The following is a 21,849-nucleotide window of genomic DNA, read 5'->3' on the forward strand; positions in this document are numbered from 1 at the left end:
CGGTAGGGCCGCCGCGCGGCCCGTGTGCGCACTACGCTCTGGCCGCATGAGCGACATGCACAACAGCCAGAACGCCCACGGCGACCACGGGTTCGAGACCGTGGCCATTCACGCGGGCAACACGGCCGACCCCCTGACGGGCGCCGTGGTCCCCCCGATCTACCAGGTCTCCACGTACAAGCAGGACGGCGTGGGCGGGCTGCGTGGCGGCTATGAGTACAGCCGCAGCGCCAACCCGACCAGGACCGCCCTGGAGGAGAACCTCGCCGCCCTCGAAGGCGGCCGCCGCGGCCTCGCGTTCGCCTCCGGGCTCGCCGCCGAGGACTGCCTGCTCCGTACGCTGCTCACCCCCGGCGATCACGTGGTCATCCCGAACGACGCGTACGGCGGCACGTTCCGGCTGTTCGCGAAGGTCGTCTCGCGGTGGGGCGTGGAGTGGTCGGTCGCCGACACCAGCGACCCGGCCTCCGTGCGCGCCGCGCTCACGCCGAAGACCAAGGTCATCTGGGTCGAGACGCCGTCGAACCCGCTGCTCGGGATCACCGACATCGCCGCCGTCGCGCAGGTCGCGCGGGAGGCGGGGGCGCGGCTCGTCGTCGACAACACGTTCGCGAGCCCGTACCTCCAGCAGCCGCTGGCGCTCGGCGCAGACGTCGTCGTGCACTCGCTGACCAAGTACATGGGCGGTCACTCGGACGTCGTCGGCGGCGCGCTGATCGTCGCCGACCCGGCGCTGGGCGACGAGCTGGCGTACCACCAGAACGCGATGGGCGCCGTCGCCGGGCCGATGGACGCGTGGCTCGTGCTGCGCGGCATCAAGACGCTGCCCGTGCGCATGGACCGGCACAGTGAGAACGCGACGAAGGTCGCCGACATGCTGTCCCGGCACGCGCGCGTGACGCGTGTCCTGTACCCGGGCCTTCCGGAGCACCCTGGTCACGAGGTCGCCGCCAAGCAGATGAAGGCGTTCGGCGGCATGGTGTCGTTCCAGGTCGAGGGCGGCGAGGAGGCCGCCGTCGCGGTCTGCGACCGGGCGAAGCTGTTCACCCTGGGCGAGTCCCTGGGCGGTGTGGAGTCCCTGATCGAGCACCCGGGGCGCATGACGCACGCCTCGGTGGCGGGCTCGGCCCTTGAGGTGCCCGCCGACCTCGTACGCCTCTCCGTGGGCATCGAGTCCGCCGACGACCTGCTCGCCGACCTCCAGCAGGCGCTCGGCTGATCCTGCGCATGGCCTCCTCCAGGAGGCGCGCGGTCACCAGCCCGTGAGTGGTGGAGTCGTCCCGGAGGGCGGCTCCACCCAGGGCCTGGCCAGCAGGGCCCATACGAAGAACGCGATCGACGCCAGGCACAGCGCCAGCCACATCAGACGGCGCAGCACTCTCCTGCGGCGCAGGATCCGCCCGCCCCGGCGCACCGCCTCGGCGTGGATCTCGGGCGGGAGCGCTCCCTGGGTGGCCTCCAGGATCGCGCGGACCTCACGTTCCCTGCGGGCCTGAGCGTTCACGACGGCACCTTCTCCAGGGGCGGTGCGTCCTGAAGCGCAGGGGCGGGCCCGCGCGGCGGGTGCAGGACGAGCGCCATGGCGCGCGCGTGGATGGCGTGCACGCGCTCCATGGGGAGCCCGAGCAGCGCGGCCACCTGCTCCTCGCCGACCCCCTCGTAGAGGCGCAGCACCAGGATCAGCCGCTCCTGCGGGCCGAGGTGGCGCAGCACGCCGCCGTGGCCGCGGTGCTGATGCCAGGCCGCGCGGGCGAAGCTCAGGGCGAGCTTCTCGCGGGCGCGGTCGTAGGGGTCCTCGCCGCGCAGCCGGTCCCATGAGGCGTACGTCTGCGCGAGCGCCGCGACGAGCAGCTTCCGCGCGCGCGGGTTGTCGTCGGCCGGCTCGGTGGTGAGCAGGGTCGCGGCATGGAGCAGCCGCCCTGCCGCGCCCGCGACGAACGCCTCGAACTCCCGGGCCCGGCGGGCGTCCTGGAACGCGCGCCGTTCTCGCACCGCACCTCCAGCCGGGCCGCTCCGCGGCCGGTCGCTGGGACGGGACGGGCCCCGGCCGCATGCGACAGGGGCCCGGTCTCATATGAGGGCAGGTACGGTCCCCGGGTCAAGAGCCGGGAGCGGCTTCCCCGGACGGGGCGGGCTGGCCCGTCTGCCGCGCGGACAGCGCGGTGTTGAAGCGCGTGAGGAGCGCACAGAACTGTTCGCGCTCCTGCGGGGTCCACTCCTGCGTCAACTCGGCCATCAGGGACCGCCTGGACGTGCGTACCTCGTCGAGGCGGGCGAGGCCGCGCGGCGACAGCTGGAGGACGACCGCGCGTCCGTCCTCCGGGTGGGACGTCCGCTTGACGAGGCCCGTGTCGACGAGGGGTGCGACCTGGCGCGTCACCGTCGACGAGTCGATGCCCATGCTCGCGGCGAGCGCCTTGACGCCCATCGGGCCTTCCTTGTCCAGGCGGTTGAGCAGCAGATACGCGGCTCGGTCCATCGAGTTGCGTACCTGCCCGACCCCGCCGAGCCGGGTCTGTTCGGCACGGCGGGCGAAGACCGCCACCTCGTGCTGCAGCGTTTCGAGGAGGCCGGTGTCGCCGGCGGTCGTCATGTCCATCGTTTCCGGTGGTGTGGGCATGGCCGGGGGCTCACTTCATGCGTGGGTGGTGGGTTGGGGGACAGGGTACGCGGCCGGAAGGCGGGCCGTACCGACGCTGCGCAAACCAGTCTCGGACCGTGGTCACGCCAGGAGCCGTACGGCGTGAGCTGCGAGACTTGCCGTCATGAGCTACAGCACGGCTGACTCCTTGCCGACGGTGACCCTGGACGATGTGCGCGGCGCGCAGAAGATGCTCTCGGGGGTCGCGCGGATGACGGCGATGGAAGGCAGCCGGTACCTCTCGGGGCTGGTCGGGGCGCCGGTGCACCTCAAGTGCGAGAACCTCCAGCGGACGGGCTCCTTCAAGCTGCGCGGCGCGTACGTCAGGATCGCGGGCCTGCTTCCCGAGGAACGGGCCGCCGGCGTGGTCGCCGCGAGTGCCGGGAACCATGCGCAGGGTGTAGCGCACGCGTCTTCTCTTCTCGGCGTACGTTCCACGGTCTTCATGCCGGTCGGCGCGCCCCTGCCGAAGGTCGCGGCGACCCGTGACTACGGCGCGGAGGTGCGGCTGCACGGGCAGGTCGTGGACGAGACGCTGGCGGCGGCGCAGGAGTACGCGCACGAGACGGGCGCCGTGTTCATCCACCCCTTCGACCACCCGGACATCATCGCCGGGCAGGGCACGGTCGGCCTGGAGATCCTGGAGCAGTGCCCCGAGGCGCGCACGATCGTCGTGGGCATCGGCGGCGGCGGTCTTGCCGCGGGCGTCGCGGTGGCGGTCAAGGCGCTGCGTCCCGATGTGAAGGTGATCGGAGTGCAGGCGGCGGGCGCGGCGGCGTACCCGCCCTCGCTGGCGGCGGGGCGGCCGGTGTCGATCCCGTATCCGGCGACGATGGCCGACGGCATCAGGGTGGGGCGTCCCGGTGACGTGCCGTTCCAGCTGGTCGAGGAGCTGGTCGACGAGGTCCGTACGGTCTCGGAGGACGAGCTGTCGAGCGCGCTGCTGCTCTGCCTGGAGCGGGCCAAGCTGGTCGTCGAACCGGCCGGGGCGAGCCCGGTCGCGGCGCTCCTGAGCGACCCGCGTTCCTTCGAGGGCCCGGTCGTGGCGCTCCTGTCGGGCGGCAACGTGGACCCGCTCCTGATGCAGCGGATCCTGCGCCACGGCATGGCCGCCGCCGGTCGTTACCTGTCGCTGCGGCTGCGTCTGACGGACCGTCCCGGCGCGCTGGCCACGCTTCTCGGCGTGCTGTCGGTGGTCGACGCCAACGTCCTCGACGTGAGCCACGTGCGCACCGATCCGCGCCTCGGGCTCACGGAGGCCGAGGTCGAGCTGCACCTGGAGACGAAGGGACCGGTGCACTGCGCCGAGGTGGGCGCGGCGCTGCGGGACGCGGGTTACCTCGTCATCGACTGACCGCCGGCCGCGGTATCACCGGCCCGCCGGGAGATTGCGGAAAACCGGTTGATGAGACGCGATGTATCGCGATACCGTGTGGTTCACGTCACCAATCCGTCGGGCGTGCCCGGACGGACATCCCTAAGCTTTTCCTGAGCAAGGCAACTGAACAGGTCACCCACAACCCATGGGGGAAGCCACATGCCAGGCGCCATCTATGCCGAAGGGCTGGTGAAGACCTTCGGCGACGTCAGGGCTCTGGACGGCGTCGATCTCGATGTCCCGGAGGGCACGGTCCTCGGCCTGCTCGGTCCGAACGGGGCGGGGAAGACCACTGCCGTGCGCTGTCTGACGACGCTGCTCACGCCGGACAGCGGAAAGGCTGTCGTCGCGGGCATCGACGTTCTCAAGCATCCGAACGAGGTGCGGCGCTCGATCGGACTCTCAGGCCAGTTCGCCGCGGTCGACGAGTATCTGACGGGTCGTGAGAACCTGCAAATGGTCGGCCAGTTGTACCAGATGAAGGCCAAGGAGGCGAAGGCGCGGGCGTCCGAGCTGCTGGAGCGGTTCAACCTCGCGGACGCCGCCGACCGGACCTCGAAGACGTACTCCGGAGGCATGCGCCGCCGGCTCGACCTGGCGGCCGCGCTCGTCGTCTCGCCGCCTGTGATGTTCATGGACGAGCCGACGACGGGACTCGACCCGCGCAACAGGCTGCAGTTGTGGGAGGTCATCCAGGAGCTGGTCGCCGGCGGCACGACCCTGCTGCTGACCACCCAGTACCTCGAAGAGGCCGACCACCTGGCGCACGACATCTGCGTCATCGACCACGGCCGCGTCATCGCGCGTGGCACCTCCGACCAGCTCAAGGCCCAGACCGGCGGCGAGCGCGTCGAACTCGTGGTGCACGAGCGGGAGCACATGACGCCCGCCGCCGCCATCTTGGAGAAATACAGTCTCGCCGGATTGGGCAAGGGCGAGACGACGGTCGAGCAGCACACCCGCAAGCTGACCGTCCCCGTCTCCGGCGGCGCCAAGCTCCTCGCCGAGGTCATCAGGGAGCTGGACACCCGCGGTATCGAGATCGATGACATCGGTCTGCGCCGGCCCACCCTCGACGACGTCTTCATCTCCCTGACCGGCCACGCGGCCGAGGAGAAGGCCGACGAGAACGGCACGGCCACGGGCGCCGCCAAGCAGTCCAAGCGCAAGCAGGAGGCCGACAAGTGAGCGCCGTCACCCAGACCCTCGCCCCGCGCCCCGCGGGCGGCCCCGTGCAGTCAGTGAGGGACTCCCTCGTCGTCGCCAAGCGCAATCTGATCCGGATGACGCGCATCCCCGAGGTCGTCATCTTCGGGCTGATCCAGCCGATCATGTTCGTAGTGCTGTTCAGCTACGTGTTCGGCGGCTCGATGAACATCGGGGGCACCACCGACCCGGCGGTCTACCGCGAGTTCCTGATGGCCGGCATCTTCGCCCAGACCGTCACGTTCGCCACGGCGGGCGCGGGCGCGGGCATCGCCGACGACATGCACAAGGGCCTCATCGACCGCTTCAGGTCGCTGCCCATGTCCCGCGGCGCCGTCCTCACCGGACGCACCCTCGCGGACCTCGTGCAGACGGCCCTGACCCTGCTCGTCCTCGCGATCGTCGCCCTCCTGGTCGGCTGGCGCATCCACGAGGGCGTCCCGAAGGCCCTCGGCGCCTTCGGCCTGCTGCTCCTCCTCGGATACGCGTTCACGTGGATCGGCGCGCTCATCGGCCTGTCCGTACGCACCCCGGAAGCCGCCACCTCGGGCGGACTGGTCTGGCTCTTCCCGGTCACGTTCATCTCGAACGCGTTCGTGGACTCCAGCCAGATGACGCCCTGGCTGCGCCACATCGCCGACTGGAACCCGTTCAGCGCCACGGTGCAGGCCTGCCGCGAGCTGTTCGGCAACCCGGGCGTCTCCGATTCCCCGGCCTGGCCCATGCAGCACGCCGTGTGGGCCTCGCTGATCTGGTCCGTCCTGATCATCGTCGCCTTCCGGGCACTCTCCGTCCGCAAGTACCGCAACGCGACGGCCTGAGGGCTACGGCCCCGAGCGCGAGCACGCGAAGGCCCCCGGCGCAGCAAGCGCCGGGGGCCTTCGTCATACGGCCGGTTCAGCCGCTGTAGGGCTTCGCCGCGAGGATCTTCACCGAGGCGAGCTTGCCGTTCGGCAGCTCGTACTGGGCGTCCTCGCCGATCTTCTTGCCGTTCACGCCGGAGCCAAGCGGGGACTGCGGCGAGTACGTCTCGATTTCGGCGCTCGCGTACTCGCGCGAGGCGAGCAGGAACGTCATGGTGTCGTCCTCGTCGCCGTCGAAGGCGATCGTGACGACCATGCCGGGCGCGGCAACCCCGGCCGCGGCGGGCGCCTCGCCGACCTTGGCCCTCTCCAGGAGCTGGGTCAGCTGGCGGATGCGGAGCTCCTGCTTGCCCTGCTCCTCCTTGGCCGCGTGGTACCCGCCGTTCTCGCGCAGGTCGCCCTCCTCGCGTGCCGCCGCGATCTTCACGGTGATCTCGGCGCGCGCGGGACCAGACAGGTACTCCAGCTCGTCCTTGAGCTTGGTGTACGCCTCCTGCGTGAGCCAGGTGACGTCTTCGCTGGTCTGGGTCACAGGTGCTCCTCGTAGGTACTGGGAATACAAAGCATCGCCCTACCCAGAAGCATGTGCTTTCACGGGTGGGCGAAACCACGAGCCTAACAATTCAGGCGCCGAAGGGGGAGGACATATGCCATCAAGAATTCGTCGCCGCAGGTCAGGTGCCGAAACCCTGTACGGACGGCGGTGTGCGCCGCGGCGCGGCCGGTCGTCGTGCGGGTTGGCCGCCGTGCGGTCAGCCCGCGTGGCAGCCCAGCAGCTCCGCGCTGGTGCCGTGGGCCGTTGTGCGCAGTGTCACTACCTTGTCGATCCGGCTCTCGCGCTGGTCGAAGCGGAAGTCGGCGCGGCCCACCTCGGCGCCGTCGGCGGACTGCGACCGGATGGTGCAGTAACCCTTCGCGTCGGTGTCCTTACGGACCTCGAGGTGCACCTTGACCGCCGCGTCGGAGGTCTTGAAGGTGATGACCTCGGCGCTGATCTTCGTATCGAAGACGTAGTGGTAGCCGAACCAGCCGATCAGGACGACGAGCAGGGCGCCGAGCACGGCCCCGACGGTCTTCAGGGTGCGGTCCGCGCGTTCGTCGGCGGAGCGGGAACGGCCGTAGCGGCCGTCGGGGAGCTGCTCACTCACCGCACTCATGATCGATCCTCTCGCGCGGGGCGGGTCGAGGACCGGCCCCGGACAGACTGCCGGAATTTTCCGCCCCCCGGTTCGGTCACTATAGAAGCCGCCCAATGCGCTGTATGACCGAGGGCGCCTTAATCACCGAGTCATTCACTGAGGATCTTGTCTTGACTGAGCAGCTGCGACTGATGGCCGTTCACGCCCACCCCGACGACGAGTCGTCGAAGGGCGCGGCCACCATGGCCAAGTACGTGTCCGAGGGGGTGGACGTGCATGTCGTGACCTGCACGGGCGGGGAGCGAGGCTCCATCCTCAATCCGAAGCTCCAGGGCGACACGTACATCGAGGAGCACATCCACGAGGTACGCAGGAAGGAGATGGACGAGGCCCGCGAGATCCTCGGGGTCAAGCAGGACTGGCTGGGCTTCGTCGACTCGGGCCTGCCCGAGGGCGACCCCATGCCGCCGCTGCCCGACGGTTGCTTCGCGCTCGAGGACGTCGACAAGGCGGCGGGGGAGCTGGTGAAGCAGATCCGCTCGTTCCGTCCGCAGGTCGTCACGACGTACGACGAGAACGGCGGCTACCCGCACCCCGACCACATCATGACCCACAAGATCTCGATGGTGGCGTTCGAGGGCGCGGCGGACACCGAGAAGTACCCGGAGTCCGAGTTCGGCCCGGCCTACCAGCCGCAGAAGCTCTACTACAACCAGGGCTTCAACCGGCCGCGCACCGAGGCGCTGCACCAGGCGATGCTCGACCGCGGCCTGGAGTCGCCGTACGCGGAGTGGCTCAAGCGCTGGGACGAGTTCGAGCGGGTCGAGCGGACGCTGACCACGCACATCCCGTGCGCCGAGTTCTATGAGATCCGCGACAAGGCGCTCATCGCGCACGCCACGCAGATCGACCCCGACGGGGGCTGGTTCCGGGTTCCGATGGAGCTCCAGAAGGCGGTGTGGCCGACCGAGGAGTACGAGCTCGCGAAGTCTCTCGTCGATACCTCCCTCCCCGAGGACGACCTCTTTGCGGGCATCCGCGACAATGCCTGACATGAGCGCAAGCGCAAGCCTGGCAATGACGCATCTCGTCCCCCTCGCCAAGGAGGTCGACGAGAACAAGGTGACCCCGGGCGTCCTCGGTTTCATCGTCTTCGCGGTGATGGCCGTCGCCGTCTGGGGCCTGATGAAGTCGATGAACCGCCACATGGGCAAGGTCGACTTCAAGGAGAAGTCGGACACCGCCGCGGACTCCGCGAGCGGAACCGGCTCCACCCCGGCCTCGCCCGCCAAGGGCTGACGCCCCGCCGCACGGGACCGCTCGGCACGGCACACGCCGCGCCGAGCGCCGTCGTGCTGCGTCCTCAGCGCCCCGCGCTCACCTCCACGCCCATCACGTCCCGGGCGTGCCGCTTCGGGACCATGCCGAGGCGCCAGGCCTGCCAGCCCGCCTCCAGGTCCGCGCCCCGCTCCAGGAGGAGTTGGTAGGCCTCCACGTAGTCGTCGAGCCTGCTGTCCCGGCCGGCGTGCGTGGCGCGGGCGAGCTGGGACAGTTCCTCCTGCGCCACGGCCGTGCCGATCTCGGAGCCGCCCGGTGACGCGTACGGCAGCAACGTGCAGCGCAGGAAGTTCGCCCAGTCCTCGCCGCGCCGGTCGCCGTACGACGCGAACAGCGCGGCCGCCTCCTCGCACAGGGTTAGGGCCTGGGCCGCGCGACCGTTGCCCGCGTCCACCACCGCCAGTTCCAGGCAGGTCCACCCCTCGCCGTGCGCGACGCCGATGCGCTGGAAGTCGGCGCGGGCGTCGACCAGGAGCTGGCGCGCGAAGCCGGAGTTGCGCAGCGAGCCCGTCTGCGCGGCCCGCTGGTCACGCGTGACCCGGGCCGAGTGATGGCGGGCGCAGGCGAGCCCGTACACGTCGCGCATCCGCGAGAACATCGTGCGGGAGCGCTCCAGCTCGCGTACCGCCTGGTCGAGGTTGCCGCTCTCCTCCAGGGCCTGGCCCAGGTAGTAGAGCGTCCAGGCCTCGCCGCGCGCGTCCTCGTTGTCGCGGTGGCGCGAGGTGGCCTGGCGCAGCCCGTCGACGGCCGCCGACGCGTCGCCGTCCACCAGGCGGGTCCGCGCCAGCTGGGTCAGCGCCCACGCCTCGCCCCGGCTGTCGCGCGTACGGCTGTACAGGTCGAGGGCGGCGCCCAGCTCACGCTCCGCGCCCGGCACGTCGCCCATCCGCACACACAGCTGCCCCAGCTGGAAGTGCGCCCACGCCTCGCCGTGCACGGACTCGTTCTCGCGGTGCAGGGCCAGCGCCGCGGTCAGCAGATCGAGCGCCTCCTGCACATGGGCCTGGTCGCGCTCCACCGCGGCGAGCGCGTGCATCGTCCAGCCCCGGTCGCCGGCCGTCTCGTCCGTGGTCTGCAGGTCGAGGGCCTCGCGGAGCTTCGCCGACGCCTCCTTGAGCTGCCCCTGGTGGTGCAGCGTGATGCCAAGCGAACACAGGGCGCGGGCCGCGCCCGCGTTGTGGTGCGCCTCGAAGTACAGGTCCACCACGGACGCCAGCGTCGTACGCGCCTTGTCGAGCTCGCCGAGCTGGCGCGCCGCGATACCCGTGCGCCACTGGACCGAGCGCACGAGAAGCCCCTGGTCGACGGCCTGCGTCAGCTCGCTGATCTCGCCTAGGCGGTAGAGGTCGCCGCGCAGCAGGCAGTAGTCGCACAGGGCGCCGAGCAGATTGAGCACGGCCGCCTGGTCGACGCCTTCCGCGCCCCGCAGCGTCGCCGTGATGAAGCTGGACTCGTCGTCGAGCCAGCGCAGCGCGGAGTCCAGTGACGTGAAGCCGTGCGGGCCGATCTGCCCGGCGCGCGTCGACTTGTTGCCGTCGACGAGCCGGATCACCGAGTCCGCGAGCTCCGCGTAGCTCTGGATGAGGCGTTCCTGCGCGGCCGTCCGCTCGGCCGGCTCCTCCTCGTCGAGGAGGCGGGCCTGCGCGAAGGAGCGCACGAGATCGTGCAGCCGGTACCGGCTGCCCCGGACGTGGTCGATCAGCCCGGCCCGTGACAGCGCCGTCAGATGGCGGGTGGCCTCCGACTCGTCCGTCGCGAGCAGCGCGGCCGCCGCTGCCGCGCCCAGCGAGGCCCGCCCGGCCAGCGCGAGCCGCCGAAGCAGCCGCCGGGCGGCCTCCGGCTGGTCGGTGTAGCGCAGCCACAGGACGCGCTCGACCGGCTCCACGGGCCCGTACGCGCCCAGGTCGGACGCCAGCCCGCGCGTCGTGCGCGGCCCGATCGCGGACCCCGCGATGCGCAGCGCCAGCGGCAGGCCACCGCACAACTCCCTTACGGCATCGGACGATTCGGAGTCGTAGGGCCCCGACGCGTCCTCCGCGGACTCGCGCAGGAGCTCCTCCGCGCCCGCGGCGTCCAGCGCGTCCACCGGCACCTGGTGCACCCACGCGGGCACGTCCGCCGGCAGGTCGAGCGGCTTGCGCGCCGTCACCAGGACGAGGCTGTCGGACCGCTCGGGGATCAGCGTGCGCACCTGCTCCGCGTCGCCCGCGTCGTCGAGGACGATCGTGACCGGAAGGCCCGTCAGATGCTGGTGGTACAGCTCGCTGAGCCGCCGCACCTGCTGCTCCGGCGAGGAACGCTCACGGAAGAGGAGCTGCTCGCGCGGCGCGCCGAGCCGGTTCAGCAGATGGAGCAGCGCGTCCCGGGTCGACAGCGGGGCCTCGGGCGCGTCGCCCCGCAGGTCCACGACGCACGCCCCGCGGAACTGGTCGCGCAGCTCGTGTGCCGCCCGCACCGCGAGCGTCGTACGGCCCGAGCCGGGCGCGCCGTGCAGCACGACGACGGTGGGCCGGGTCTCGGTGCTCGCGCGCGCCGCGTGCACCCACTGCGCGATCCGCTGCATCTGCACCCTGCGGCCCGCGAACGGGCCCTGTGGCTCCGGGAGTTGGCCGAAAGACTGCTCCAGGACGCTGCGCCGCCTGGCCGCCGCGCTCTTGTCCGTACGGCGCAACTGCGGCGTCGGCTTCTTCGCGCCGGTCCCCGCGGTGGCGGCGAGGACGCGCTGCTGGTCGAGGAACGGCCGGATCCCCCGCACGTCGAGCGCCGTCAGCCACTGCAGTCTCAGCTGTTCGGGCCCGCCGGGCTGGCTCCGCGCCCCCGCGCGGCGGCTCGCGGCGGGCACATGGGAGGCCGTCACCTTCGCGACGGTCGTGGCGGCGCCCAGCACGGCGACGGTCGCGCCCGCGCCGACCGCGGTCCCCGCGCCCGTACCAAGGAGCAGGTCGGCCAGGCAGGCACCGACCGCGGCAACGGCCGTGACCAGCAGGGGAGTCGACCCGCGCTCCTGGGTGAAGCGCTGCCCGAACGACATCTGCCCGGCCTCGGCCTCGTCCAGGGCGTGCGTGAACTGCGCGTACTCCTCGGCGGCGGTCTCCGCCATGGCGTCGAGCGCACCGCGCGCACGCGACAGCAGCACCCCGCCGTCCGTGCGCCCGCCCGAACGCCGCACTTCCTCCTCCACGGCACGGGCCAACAGCCCCTCGGCTTCCGCCCGATGGCTGTCTCGCATTTCAGGTCCCCCTCCGGCAGCAACGGTTCCGCGTCAAGTGTGCTGCGTATGGGGCTACGGCGCGAGAGGCCGGGGATCAAAGGGCCGATCGTCGACCGGCGTGCGCGAGGATGGGGCGCATGCCGAACCGACTGGCCCATGAGACGTCCCCCTACCTCCTCCAGCACGCCGACAACCCCGTCGACTGGTGGCCCTGGTCGGCCGACGCCTTCGAGGAGGCGCGGCGGCGCGGGGTCCCGGTGCTGCTCAGCGTCGGGTACTCCAGCTGTCACTGGTGCCACGTCATGGCGCACGAGTCCTTCGAGGACGAGGCGACCGCCGCCCTCATGAACGAACGCTTCGTCAACATCAAGGTCGACCGCGAGGAGCGCCCCGACGTCGACGCCGTCTACATGGAGGCCGTGCAGGCCGCCACCGGCCAGGGCGGCTGGCCCATGACCGTGTTCCTCACGCCCGAGGCCGAGCCGTTCTACTTCGGCACCTACTTCCCGCCCGAGCCCCGGCACGGAATGGCGTCCTTCCCGCAGGTCCTGGGGGGTGTGGCGCAGGCGTGGGCGGAGCGCAGGGACGAGGTCGCCGAGGTCGCCGCGAAGATCGTGGGCGATCTGGCCGGGCGCGAGCTGACCTACGGGGACACGCAGATCCCCGGCGAGGGCGAGCTCGCGCAGGCGCTCCTCGGTCTGACCCGCGAGTACGACGAGGCGAACGGCGGATTCGGCGGCGCCCCCAAGTTCCCGCCGTCGATGGTGATCGAGTTCCTGCTGCGCCACTACGCCCGCACCGGCGCCGAGGGCGCGCTCCAGATGGCCGACGACACCTGCGAGCGGATGGCGCGCGGCGGGATCTACGACCAGCTGGGCGGCGGCTTCGCGCGCTACTCCGTCGACCGCGAATGGGTCGTGCCCCACTTCGAGAAGATGCTCTACGACAACGCCCTGCTGTGCCGCGCCTACGCGCACCTGTGGCGGGCCACCGGTTCGGAGACGGCCAGGCGGGTCGCGCTGGAGACCGCGGACTTCATGGTGCGGGAGCTGCGGACGAACGAGGGCGGGTTCGCGTCCGCGCTGGACGCGGACAGCGAGGACGCCGAGGGGCGCCATGTCGAGGGCGCCTTCTACGTGTGGACGCCCGAGCAGTTGCGCGAGGTGCTCGGGGACGCCGACGCCGAGATGGCCGCCCAGTGCTTCGGAGTGACACAGGAGGGCACCTTCGAGGAGGGTGCGTCGGTCCTCCAACTCCTGCGAAGGGACGTCGAGTTCGACGTGGAGCGGGTCTCGGACGTACGGCGCAGGCTGTTCGCCGCGCGCGCCGAACGGCCGGCACCCGGGCGGGACGACAAGGTCGTCGCCGCGTGGAACGGGCTGGCGATCGCCGCGCTCGCGGAGACCGGCGCGTACTTCGACCGGCCGGACCTGGTGCAGGCCGCGCTCGCCGCCGCCGACCTGCTCGTACGCCTCCACATGGACGCGCGGGCGCGCATCGCCCGTACCAGCAAGGACGGCCGGGCCGGCGCGAACGCCGGTGTTCTCGAGGACTATGCGGATGTCGCCGAGGGCTTCCTCGCACTGGCGTCCGTGACCGGCGAGGGGGTCTGGCTGGAGTTCGCCGGGTTCCTCCTCGACCACGTCCTCGACCAGTTCACCGACCCGGAGTCCGGCGCGCTCTACGACACGGCGGCGGACGCCGAGCAGCTGATCCGCAGGCCGCAGGACCCGACCGACAACGCCACGCCCTCGGGCTGGAGCGCGGCGGCAGGCGCGCTGCTCTCGTACGCGGCGCAGACCGGGTCGGAGCCTCATCGCACCGCCGCCGAGCGGGCGTTGGGCGTGGTGCGGGCGCTGGGGCCGCGCGCGCCGCGCTTCATCGGGCACGGACTCGCGGTCGCGGAGGCGCTGCTCGACGGGCCGAAGGAAGTCGCCGTGGTCGGCGAGGTCGGCGGGGAACTCCACCGCACGGCGCTGCTCGGCACGGCGCCGGGCGCGGTCGTCGCGGCGGGGAAAGTGGGCTCCGGTGAACTGCCGTTGCTGGCGGACCGGCCGCTCCTGGACGGCCGCCCGGCCGCGTACGTGTGCCGCAACTTCACCTGCGACGCACCCGTCACCGACGCCCAGGAGCTCGCGGTGAAGCTGCAGGAATGAAACGAGCCGGACGCCGTCGGACCCCGCCGGACACCCCCTAGAGGCCGTTCCTGAACGTCTCCAGCGTCCGGTCCACCAGGTCGCGCAGCTCCTCCTGGTGGCCGTGCTCGGCCCAGAACAGCGTGGTCTCCATGAGCGCGCCGACCAGCGCCATCGCGTAGACGCGGACCTCGAGGCTGTCCGCGTCGCGGCCGGTGCGCTCGCCGATCACCCGGCACAGCAGTTGCCCGGTGACGGACATGGACTCCATCATCCGGGAGCGCACCGCGGGCACCTCGACCTGGAGCCGGGTCCGCAGCCGTGACACCTCGGGATCGTCGTCGAACCCGAGGTGCACGGCCTGCGCGATCACATGCTTCAGCGAGTCGACGATCGACTCGTCCGAGGGCCGCGCCCGCAGCTCGGCCTCCAGCATCGCGTCGTACTCGTCCGTGAGGACGATGTCCTCCTTGGTCGGGAAGTACCGGAACACCGTGGACGGCGACACCTCGGCGGCCTCGGCGATCTGCTCGACCGTCGTCGCGTCGTACCCCTGCTCGGTGATCAGGCGGTACGTCGCGTCCCTGATCGCGATCCGGGTCTTGAGCTTCTTGCGTTCGCGTAGGCCCATCCCGGGGCGGTCGGCGGCGGGGGTGGAGCGTGCGGAGGCGGCCATGGGGCTCATTCTCGGGCATCACCTGGGGCCGGGGCCACGCCGGCGGACGGCGCGGTACGGGGGAGCAGGGCGGCCGCGAGCAGGGCGGTGACCAGCGACGCGATGCCCACGACGAGGAGCACCACGTTCATCCCGTGGAGGTACGCGGTGTTCGCCGACGAGGCGAGGGCGTGGTCCCCGAGCTTCGTGGCCACCGCGTGGGCGGCCATCACGGAGTCCTGGGCGGTGTCCGCCGCGGGACCGGGCAGGCCGGCGGTGTCGAGGTGGTTGCCGTAGGTCCCGGCGAGGAGCGCGCCGAGCAGGGCGATACCGAGCGCGCCGCCCACCTGCCGCACCGTCATCAGGAGGCCCGAGCCGCTGCCCGCCCGGTCCGCGGGCAGCGCCGACAGCGCGGCGCCCATCGCGGGGACGAGCGCGAAGGAGAAGCCGACCCCGGCGATGCCCAGCCACAGCGCGGTGAACCCGTAACCGGAGTCGGCCGTGGTGCGGCTGCCGAGGAACGCGGCGAACGCCAGGACCGTGAGCGCCGCGCTGATCACCGCGGGCGGCCCGAACCTGGTGACCAGGGGCTGCGCGCACTTCGCGGCCACCAGCATCCCGGCCATCATCGGCAGCAGCCGTACGCCGGTGCCGAGCGCGTCGTTGCCGAGGACGGCCTGGAGGTACTGCGGCAGCACGAACATCAGGCCCGACAGGACGAACATGCCGAGGGTGGCCGCGAGCGTGTTGAGCAGGAAGCCGCGGCGGGCCAGCAGGGTGAGGTCGAGGAGCGGCCGCTCGCTGCGCCGTTCGCGCAGGACGAGGGCGGTGACCAGGGCGACGGAGGCCGCGAACAGGACCAGCACCACCGGGTCGGTCCAGCCGCGGTGCGGCGCCTCGATGATCGCGTAGATCAGGGCGCCGAGGCCAGCCGCCGTGAGTGCGGTGGAGACGACGTCGACCCGCGGTGAGGCGGGATCGCGGGTCTCCGGCAGCAGGAACAGGCAGGCCGTGATGCCGATGGCGACCATCGGGATGTTGATCAGGAAGACCGAGCCCCACCAGAAGTGGTCGAGGAGCCAGCCGCCGAGGATCGGGCCGAGCGGCATGCCGACCGCCGAGGCCGCGGAGATGATGCCGACGGCCTTGGTGCGCTCGTCGGGTGCGAAGAGCGAGGGCAGCACGGACAGGGCGAGCGGCATGACGAGCGCGGCGCCGACGCCCATCAGCGCGCGGGCGCCGATCACCCAGACGACGTCGCTCGCGAGCGCCCCCACGAGCGAGCCCGCGAGGAAGACGCCGAGGCCGACGATGAGCATCCGGCGCCGCCCGAACCGGTCGCCGAGCAGTCCGGACGGAAGCATCAGGGCGGCGAAGACGACGACGTACGAGTCCGCCATCCACTGCTGCTGACCGGTGTCCGCGCCGAGATCGGCGGCCATCGTCGGCAGCGCCACGTTGAGGATCGTCATGTCGAAACCGAGCACGAGCATGCTCGCGACCAGGGCGCCGAGCGCCCACCAGCGGCGCCTGTCGCGCTGCACGCTGTCCTGCGGTGAGTCCTGCTTGGTGACAGTAACCATGAAATGAGAGTAACTCTCAAAAAGTTGTCACTGTCAATCCATGGGTCAGGGCTGGACCAGGGCTGGATCAGGGCACAAAAAATGGCCGCGGCTCGAAAGCCGCGGCCGAAAGGGGTGGAAGGCGAGGTCAGGCGTGCTGGTACGCCACCAGCGAGATGCCGACGTAGTGCACGACGAACGCCGCGAGCGTGAGCGAGTGGAAGACCTCGTGGAAGCCGAACCAGCGCGGTGACGGGTTCGGGCGCTTGATCCCGTAGATCACGCCGCCCGCGCTGTAGAGCAGTCCGCCGACGATCACGCAGACGAGCACGGCCGTGCCGCCCGCGTGCAGGAAGTCGGGCAGGAAGAAGACCGCTGCCCAGCCCATCGCGATGTAGCACGGCGTGTAGAGCCAGCGCGGGGCGCCGACCCAGAAGACGCGGAAGACGATGCCGGCTGTGGCCGCGGCCCAGATGCCCCACATCAGCCACTGGCCCTTGGCCTCGGGGAGCAGCAGCATCGTCAGCGGCGTGTAGGTGCCCGCGATGATCAGGAAGATGTTCGCGTGGTCGAGGCGGCGCAGTACGCCGTCGGCGCGCGGGCCCCAGTTGCCCCGGTGGTAGAGCGCGCTCACGCCGAAGAGCAGGCAGGCCGTGAGGACGTAGATCCCGCAGGCGATCCGGCCGCGGGGGGAGTCCGCGAGGGCGGTCAGCACGAGGCCGGAGATGACGACCGCGGGGAACATTCCCGCGTGCAGCCAGCCGCGCAGCCGTGGTTTCACCGGAACGGACTCTGTCGCGGTCACTTCGGGTGGCGTGGCGGCAGTCATAAGCCGCATCGTACCTACGGGGCCGTAAGTAACGAATCCGAGTGACGGGCAGTAACGAATACGAGTGACGAGCAGGGGTGAACGCGAGTGGCGATCCTCACTCTGCTCAGGTGTGAGGCCCTCTGGACATATGCGCGCCCGCGTCGGATGATCATATGAGTGCGGTCGGCACCGGATGAGCGCCAGAGGGATCAACACGTGAAGCATCCGGGTCGCAGCCCCCAAGGGGCAACAACACAAAAACCCCTCATTTAGGAGCAATCGTGGCGCGCGACATCGCGGCTCCCGTTTCCTTGGGCACTGTCCCCACCAAGCACCAGGAACTGATCTCGTGGGTCAACGAGATCGCTGAACTGACGCAGCCGGCCCGTGTGGTCTGGTGCGACGGGTCAGAGGCCGAGTACGAGCGCCTCGCCGAGGAACTGGTCGACAAGGGAACGTTCAAGAAGCTCGACCCGATCAAGCGCCCGAACTCGTACTACGCCGCCTCCGACCCGACCGACGTCGCACGCGTCGAGGACCGGACGTTCATCTGCTCCGAGGAGGAGCAGGACGCCGGCCCCACCAACCACTGGAAAGCCCCCGCGGAGATGCGTGAGATCTTCCAGGGCAGCGGGGGCGACGGCGGCATCTTCCGCGGCTCGATGAAGGGCCGGACGATGTACGTCGTCCCGTTCTGCATGGGCCCGCTCGGCTCGGAGCTCTCCGCCATCGGCGTCGAGATCACCGACTCCGCGTACGTCGCCGTCTCCATGCGCACCATGACGCGCATGGGGCAGCCCGTTCTCGACGAGCTCGGCACCGACGGCTTCTTCGTGAAGGCCGTCCACACCCTGGGCGCGCCGCTGGAGGAGGGCCAGGAGGACGTGCCGTGGCCCTGCAACTCCACCAAGTACATCTCGCACTTCCCCGAGAGCCGCGAGATCTGGTCGTACGGCTCCGGCTACGGCGGCAACGCCCTGCTCGGCAAGAAGTGCTACGCCCTGCGCATCGCGTCCGTCATGGCGCGCGACGAGGGCTGGCTCGCCGAGCACATGCTCATCCTCAAGCTGACGCCGCCGCACGGTGAGTCGAAGTACGTCGCCGCCGCCTTCCCGAGCGCGTGCGGCAAGACGAACCTCGCCATGCTGGAGCCCACGATCTCCGGCTGGACCGTCGAGACCATCGGCGACGACATCGCCTGGATGCGGTTCGGCGAGGACGGCCGCCTCTACGCGATCAACCCCGAGGCCGGCTTCTTCGGCGTCGCGCCCGGCACCGGCGAGCACACCAACGCCAACGCCATGAAGACGCTGTGGGGCAACTCCGTCTTCACGAACGTCGCGCTCACCGACGACAACGACGTCTGGTGGGAGGGCATGACGGAGGAGACTCCGGCGCACCTCACCGACTGGAAGGGCAACGACTGGACGCCCGAGTCCGGCGTCCCCGCCGCGCACCCGAACGCGCGCTTCACCACCCCCGCCTCGCAGTGCCCGATCATCGCGCCCGAGTGGGAGGACCCGAAGGGCGTGCCGATCTCGGCGATCCTCTTCGGCGGCCGCCGCGCCTCCGCCGTGCCGCTGGTGACCGAGTCCTTCGACTGGAACCACGGCGTGTTCCTCGGCGCGAACGTCGCCTCCGAGAAGACCGCCGCCGCCGAGGGCAAGGTCGGCGAGCTGCGCCGCGACCCGTTCGCGATGCTCCCGTTCTGCGGCTACAACATGGGCGACTACATGGCCCACTGGATCGACGTGGCCAAGGACAAGGACCAGGCGAAGCTGCCGAAGATCTACTACGTGAACTGGTTCCGCAAGAACGACGCGGGCAAGTTCGTGTGGCCCGGCTTCGGTGAGAACAGCCGCGTCCTGAAGTGGATCGTCGAGCGCCTGGAGGGCAAGGCCGAGGGCGTGGAGTCGCCGATCGGCGTCCTGCCGACGCGTGACTCCCTCGACACGGACGGCCTCGACCTGGCCGACGCCGACCTCGACTTCCTGCTGACGGTCGACAAGGAGGTGTGGCGCGACGAGGCCTCCCTGGTTCCCGAGCACCTCAACACCTTCGGTGACCACACGCCGAAGGAGCTGTGGGACGAGTACCGGGCCCTGGTGAAGCGCCTGGGCTGACGCCCTCCGGAGCAAGACACGTGACAGGGCCCCGCACAACGGCGTGCGGGGCCCTGTCACGTGTGTGTGCCGTTGGTGGGCGGTTGACGCGCGGCCTCGAGGGTGGCGCGTCAACCGCCGTCAGGAGGCGACCAGCTGACCGGCCGCGGCGTGCGCCTCCATGCGGCGCGCGGCGAGGATCGCGACGGCCGTGTCGGCGCGGGACGCCGCGACGACCAGGGCGCGGCCCGCGAGGGCGTGCGCGCGCTGGTGCAGGGCGGCGATGCGGGGCTCGTGGATCGCGTCGGCCACGGACGCGCGGGCCGGCGGCAGGCCTCCGCGCAGCCGGGCGACCTGGTGCGCGAGGGCGTCGGCCGCGGCGTCGAGATCCGGGTCGGCGGTGAGGGTGCGCAGCTCGTCCGTGAGAGCGAGCAGGGCCGCCAGATGCCCCGCGAGCTGGATGTCGAGCTCCTCCTCGCGGGAGCGGTGCGGGAAGTCGCCGGGGTCGGCCATGGCATGGACCGACTTGGTGCGGATCGGTTCGTACATGGGACGGCCTCCAGGCGGGTAGCTTGAAGGCCATCCTAGCTTAGATTTAGTCTAAAGTTGAGTCTTGCCCCCGAGTGGGGTGGGCGGCCCTCAGGGCTGGCTGTAGCCGTCCAGGAAGCGGCCGATGCGCGTCACGGCCTCCGTGAGCTGACCGGTGGTCGGCAGCGTGACGACCCGGAAGTGATCCGGCTCCGGCCAGTTGAACCCCGTGCCGTGCACGACCATGATCTTCTCGGTGCGCAGCAGGTCGAGGACCATCTGCCGGTCGTCCTTGACCTTGAACACCTTCGGGTCGAGCCGCGGGAAGAGGTACAGCGCACCCTTCGGCTTCACGCACGTCACGCCCGGGATCTGCGTCAGCAGCTCGTACGCGGTGTCCCGCTGCTCCTTCAGGCGGCCGCCGGGGAGAACCAGGTCGTTGACCGTCTGGCGTCCACTGAGCGCCGCGACGACGCCGTGCTGGCCCGGCATGTTCGCGCACAGGCGCATGTTCGCCAGGATCGTGAGGCCCTCGATGTACGACTCGGCGTGCGCGCGCGGCCCGGAGATCGCCATCCAGCCCACGCGGTAGCCGGCCACGCGGTACGCCTTCGACATGCCGTTGAAGGTGAGGGTCAGCAGGTCGGGGGCGATGGCGGCGGTCGGCGTGTGGGTCGCGCCGTCGTAGAGGATCTTGTCGTAGATCTCGTCCGAGCAGATCAGGAGGTTGTGGCGGCGGGCGATGTCGGTGAGGCCGCGCAGCATGTCGTCGCTGTAGACGGCGCCCGTCGGATTGTTCGGGTTGATGATCACGATCGCCTTGGTGCGGTCGGTGACCTTGCGCTCCACGTCGGCGAGATCGGGCATCCAGTCGGACTGCTCGTCGCAGCGGTAGTGCACGGCGGTGCCGCCGGAGAGCGAGACCGCGGCCGTCCACAGCGGGTAGTCCGGCGCCGGGACCAGGACCTCGTCCCCGTCGTCGAGGAGCCCCTGCATCGCCATCACGATCAGCTCGGAGACGCCGTTGCCGATGAAGACGTTCTCGACGTCCGTCTCCACGCCGAGGGTCTGGTAGTGCATCATCACCGCGCGGCGGGCCGCGAGCAGGCCCTTCGCGTCCCCGTAGCCGTGCGCGTCGCCGAGGTTGCGGAGCATGTCCTCGAGGATCTCGGGCGGGCACTCGAAGCCGAAGGCGGCCGGGTTGCCGGTGTTGAGCTTGAGGATGCGGTGGCCCGCCGCCTCCAGCCGCATCGCCTCCTCGAGTACCGGGCCCCGGATCTCGTAGCAGACGTTGGCGAGCTTGGTCGACTGGATGAGCTGCATGGTCAGACTTTACGACCGTGCTTCGGGATGGCGCGCACTGTCCACGCCCTCGTGGGTGGGGCCGGACGGGGCCGGTCTGGGATGTCCCGGCCGACCGCACCGCCGACCTCCGGAATGCGGGGTGCCGGTGGGTGCGGGGCTTGGATGGGGTGGGGTCGGGGCGCAGGGTGAGATGGGCCACGAATGGCGTCGGTGGACCGGCTGGGCGGCCGGGCGCGGGACCTTGTCCGGCGTCGCCGGTCTTTCTGCCGTGGCCATGTGAGTACGAGGGGTGCGGCGCCTAATTCGAGCGTTTGTTCTATTCATTCCCTACGCTGGATCCGTGCTTCAGGGGGCGCCAGGCCCCGGATCAGCGTGCGGTTCCGGCCGCACGGGGTGCACTGAACGCGGCCCCCGCGCCCGGGAGCCAGCCGAGCGCCGCACCCCACAGCGCGCCGAACAGCGCGCCGGCGGCGGCGTAGCCGAGCCAGCCGGCGAACCCCGCTTCCACCATCCGTGCCGTGACGAGGCCGCGCCACGCTCCGGCGACGGCCGCTCCCGCGATCAGTGCGGTCCAGCCGGCGAGCAGGCGGCGCCCGCGGCCGCTGTCCGGGCGCCGCCGCACATGGCGGCGGACCCGGAGCGCGGCGACGGCCAGAAGCGCCAGCGCGCCGAAGTCCTCGGTCAGCTGCCAGGCCCAGGTGGTGTCACCGAGGGGCGTCGCGCGCAGCCCGGGCAGGCCGAGCGGCACCCCCAGCGCGCTCGGCACGACGCTCAGGCCCGCGTGTGCGGTGACGTACGTCAGCAACGGCCCGAAGCCGCCCGCGAGGACGAGCAGCAGGCAGCCGCAGAGCACGGACGTGGTCGCGGTCCAGCGGGTCATGGGCGGCATGGCGCGTCACTGTAGGTGGGCGGCGGGCTTCGCGACAGGGGGCGGGAGCGGAAAAGTTGAACAATGCTCAGGTCTGTTGCGAGGGC

20 protein-coding genes are annotated in these 21,849 nt (G+C 71.0%); 8 read left to right on the forward strand and 12 right to left on the reverse strand.

The genetic code is table 11. The features are described 5' to 3' along the window. The first annotated feature begins 46 nt into the window (after window positions 1-46). Complete coding sequence (locus tag AC07EJ_RS40305) at window positions 47-1,219, forward strand: cystathionine gamma-synthase (protein ID WP_389484956.1); 1,173 nt, start codon at window positions 47-49, stop codon at window positions 1,217-1,219. A 33-nt stretch (window positions 1,220-1,252) separates the two neighbouring features. On the opposite strand, the gene AC07EJ_RS40310 is transcribed toward AC07EJ_RS40305, so the two are convergent. The 3 genes from AC07EJ_RS40310 to AC07EJ_RS40320 all read right to left on the reverse strand — a co-directional run bounded on the left by AC07EJ_RS40310 (window position 1,253) and on the right by AC07EJ_RS40320 (window position 2,599). Further along, window positions 1,253-1,504: a hypothetical protein gene (locus AC07EJ_RS40310; protein ID WP_478886101.1), complete on the reverse strand. Its 252-nt coding sequence runs from the start codon at window positions 1,502-1,504 to the stop codon at window positions 1,253-1,255. Continuing rightward, entirely contained in the window at window positions 1,501-1,992 is a 492-nt protein-coding gene (locus tag AC07EJ_RS40315) for a sigma factor-like helix-turn-helix DNA-binding protein (RefSeq protein WP_389484961.1), read from the reverse strand. The genes AC07EJ_RS40310 and AC07EJ_RS40315 overlap by 4 nt, the downstream gene beginning before the upstream one ends. Window positions 1,993-2,098: 106 nt before the next feature. Next, the gene (locus AC07EJ_RS40320) at window positions 2,099-2,599 is read right to left on the reverse strand and encodes a MarR family winged helix-turn-helix transcriptional regulator (RefSeq protein WP_478886125.1); all 501 of its coding nucleotides are present in this window, start codon (window positions 2,597-2,599) and stop codon (window positions 2,099-2,101) included. A 166-nt stretch (window positions 2,600-2,765) separates the two neighbouring features. Between AC07EJ_RS40320 and ilvA the strand changes: the two genes are divergently transcribed. From ilvA to AC07EJ_RS40335, 3 genes are all read left to right on the forward strand, one after another. Continuing rightward, complete coding sequence (gene ilvA, locus AC07EJ_RS40325; protein ID WP_389484963.1) at window positions 2,766-3,995, forward strand: threonine ammonia-lyase; 1,230 nt, start codon at window positions 2,766-2,768, stop codon at window positions 3,993-3,995. A 183-nt stretch (window positions 3,996-4,178) separates the two neighbouring features. Then, window positions 4,179-5,207, forward strand: coding sequence for an ATP-binding cassette domain-containing protein (locus AC07EJ_RS40330; protein WP_389484965.1), 1,029 nt, complete (start codon window positions 4,179-4,181; stop codon window positions 5,205-5,207). Beyond that, a complete protein-coding gene (locus AC07EJ_RS40335; protein WP_478886102.1) occupies window positions 5,204-6,046 on the forward strand; it encodes an ABC transporter permease in 843 nt (280 codons plus the stop codon). The genes AC07EJ_RS40330 and AC07EJ_RS40335 overlap by 4 nt, the downstream gene beginning before the upstream one ends. Before the next feature lie 76 nt (window positions 6,047-6,122). Here AC07EJ_RS40335 and greA read toward each other — a convergent pair whose 3' ends face one another. Then, window positions 6,123-6,620 carry a transcription elongation factor GreA gene (gene greA / locus AC07EJ_RS40340; protein ID WP_478886103.1) on the reverse strand — a complete coding sequence of 166 codons (498 nt, stop codon included), beginning with the start codon at window positions 6,618-6,620 and terminating at the stop codon, window positions 6,123-6,125. Window positions 6,621-6,840: 220 nt separating this feature from the next. Then, the gene (locus AC07EJ_RS40345) at window positions 6,841-7,245 is read right to left on the reverse strand and encodes a DUF4307 domain-containing protein (RefSeq protein ID WP_389484973.1); all 405 of its coding nucleotides are present in this window, start codon (window positions 7,243-7,245) and stop codon (window positions 6,841-6,843) included. 173 nt (window positions 7,246-7,418) lie between these two features. Between AC07EJ_RS40345 and mca the strand changes: the two genes are divergently transcribed. Then, window positions 7,419-8,279, forward strand: a complete 861-nt coding sequence (mca, locus tag AC07EJ_RS40350) for a mycothiol conjugate amidase Mca (protein ID WP_389485125.1) — start codon at window positions 7,419-7,421, stop codon at window positions 8,277-8,279. After that, window positions 8,272-8,526, forward strand: a complete 255-nt coding sequence (locus AC07EJ_RS40355) for a hypothetical protein (RefSeq protein ID WP_389484976.1) — start codon at window positions 8,272-8,274, stop codon at window positions 8,524-8,526. The genes mca and AC07EJ_RS40355 overlap by 8 nt, the downstream gene beginning before the upstream one ends. A 64-nt stretch (window positions 8,527-8,590) precedes the next feature. Here the strand turns inward: AC07EJ_RS40355 and AC07EJ_RS40360 are convergent, their stop codons facing one another. Continuing rightward, the gene (locus AC07EJ_RS40360; RefSeq protein WP_389484978.1) at window positions 8,591-11,794 is read right to left on the reverse strand and encodes a tetratricopeptide repeat protein; all 3,204 of its coding nucleotides are present in this window, start codon (window positions 11,792-11,794) and stop codon (window positions 8,591-8,593) included. A gap of 119 nt (window positions 11,795-11,913) precedes the next feature. Here AC07EJ_RS40360 and AC07EJ_RS40365 point away from each other — a divergent pair, with 119 nt between their 5' ends. Further along, window positions 11,914-13,932 carry a thioredoxin domain-containing protein gene (locus tag AC07EJ_RS40365; protein WP_478886104.1) on the forward strand — a complete coding sequence of 673 codons (2,019 nt, stop codon included), beginning with the start codon at window positions 11,914-11,916 and terminating at the stop codon, window positions 13,930-13,932. Between the two features lie 37 nt (window positions 13,933-13,969). Here the strand turns inward: AC07EJ_RS40365 and AC07EJ_RS40370 are convergent, their stop codons facing one another. From AC07EJ_RS40370 to trhA, 3 genes are all read right to left on the reverse strand, one after another. Then, on the reverse strand, window positions 13,970-14,587 hold the full coding sequence (locus AC07EJ_RS40370; protein WP_393584753.1) for a TetR/AcrR family transcriptional regulator: 618 nt from the start codon (window positions 14,585-14,587) through the stop codon (window positions 13,970-13,972). Between the two features lie 5 nt (window positions 14,588-14,592). Next, on the reverse strand, window positions 14,593-16,149 hold the full coding sequence (locus tag AC07EJ_RS40375; RefSeq protein WP_478886105.1) for a DHA2 family efflux MFS transporter permease subunit: 1,557 nt from the start codon (window positions 16,147-16,149) through the stop codon (window positions 14,593-14,595). 127 nt (window positions 16,150-16,276) lie between these two features. Beyond that, window positions 16,277-16,966 carry a PAQR family membrane homeostasis protein TrhA gene (gene trhA / locus AC07EJ_RS40380; RefSeq protein ID WP_389484987.1) on the reverse strand — a complete coding sequence of 230 codons (690 nt, stop codon included), beginning with the start codon at window positions 16,964-16,966 and terminating at the stop codon, window positions 16,277-16,279. A 254-nt stretch (window positions 16,967-17,220) separates the two neighbouring features. On the opposite strand from trhA, the gene AC07EJ_RS40385 reads away from it, so the two are divergent. Beyond that, on the forward strand, window positions 17,221-19,062 hold the full coding sequence (locus AC07EJ_RS40385; RefSeq protein WP_389484989.1) for a phosphoenolpyruvate carboxykinase (GTP): 1,842 nt from the start codon (window positions 17,221-17,223) through the stop codon (window positions 19,060-19,062). Window positions 19,063-19,182: 120 nt separating this feature from the next. Here AC07EJ_RS40385 and AC07EJ_RS40390 read toward each other — a convergent pair whose 3' ends face one another. The 3 genes from AC07EJ_RS40390 to AC07EJ_RS40400 all read right to left on the reverse strand — a co-directional run bounded on the left by AC07EJ_RS40390 (window position 19,183) and on the right by AC07EJ_RS40400 (window position 21,763). After that, the gene (locus AC07EJ_RS40390; protein WP_389484990.1) at window positions 19,183-19,590 is read right to left on the reverse strand and encodes an SCO4983 family protein; all 408 of its coding nucleotides are present in this window, start codon (window positions 19,588-19,590) and stop codon (window positions 19,183-19,185) included. 90 nt (window positions 19,591-19,680) lie between these two features. After that, the gene (locus tag AC07EJ_RS40395; RefSeq protein WP_393584750.1) at window positions 19,681-20,892 is read right to left on the reverse strand and encodes a pyridoxal phosphate-dependent aminotransferase; all 1,212 of its coding nucleotides are present in this window, start codon (window positions 20,890-20,892) and stop codon (window positions 19,681-19,683) included. Window positions 20,893-21,241: 349 nt separating this feature from the next. Beyond that, window positions 21,242-21,763 carry a hypothetical protein gene (locus AC07EJ_RS40400; RefSeq protein ID WP_389484993.1) on the reverse strand — a complete coding sequence of 174 codons (522 nt, stop codon included), beginning with the start codon at window positions 21,761-21,763 and terminating at the stop codon, window positions 21,242-21,244. Window positions 21,764-21,849 lie beyond the last annotated feature (86 nt).

Source organism: Streptomyces sp. NPDC045026, assembly GCF_056432625.1.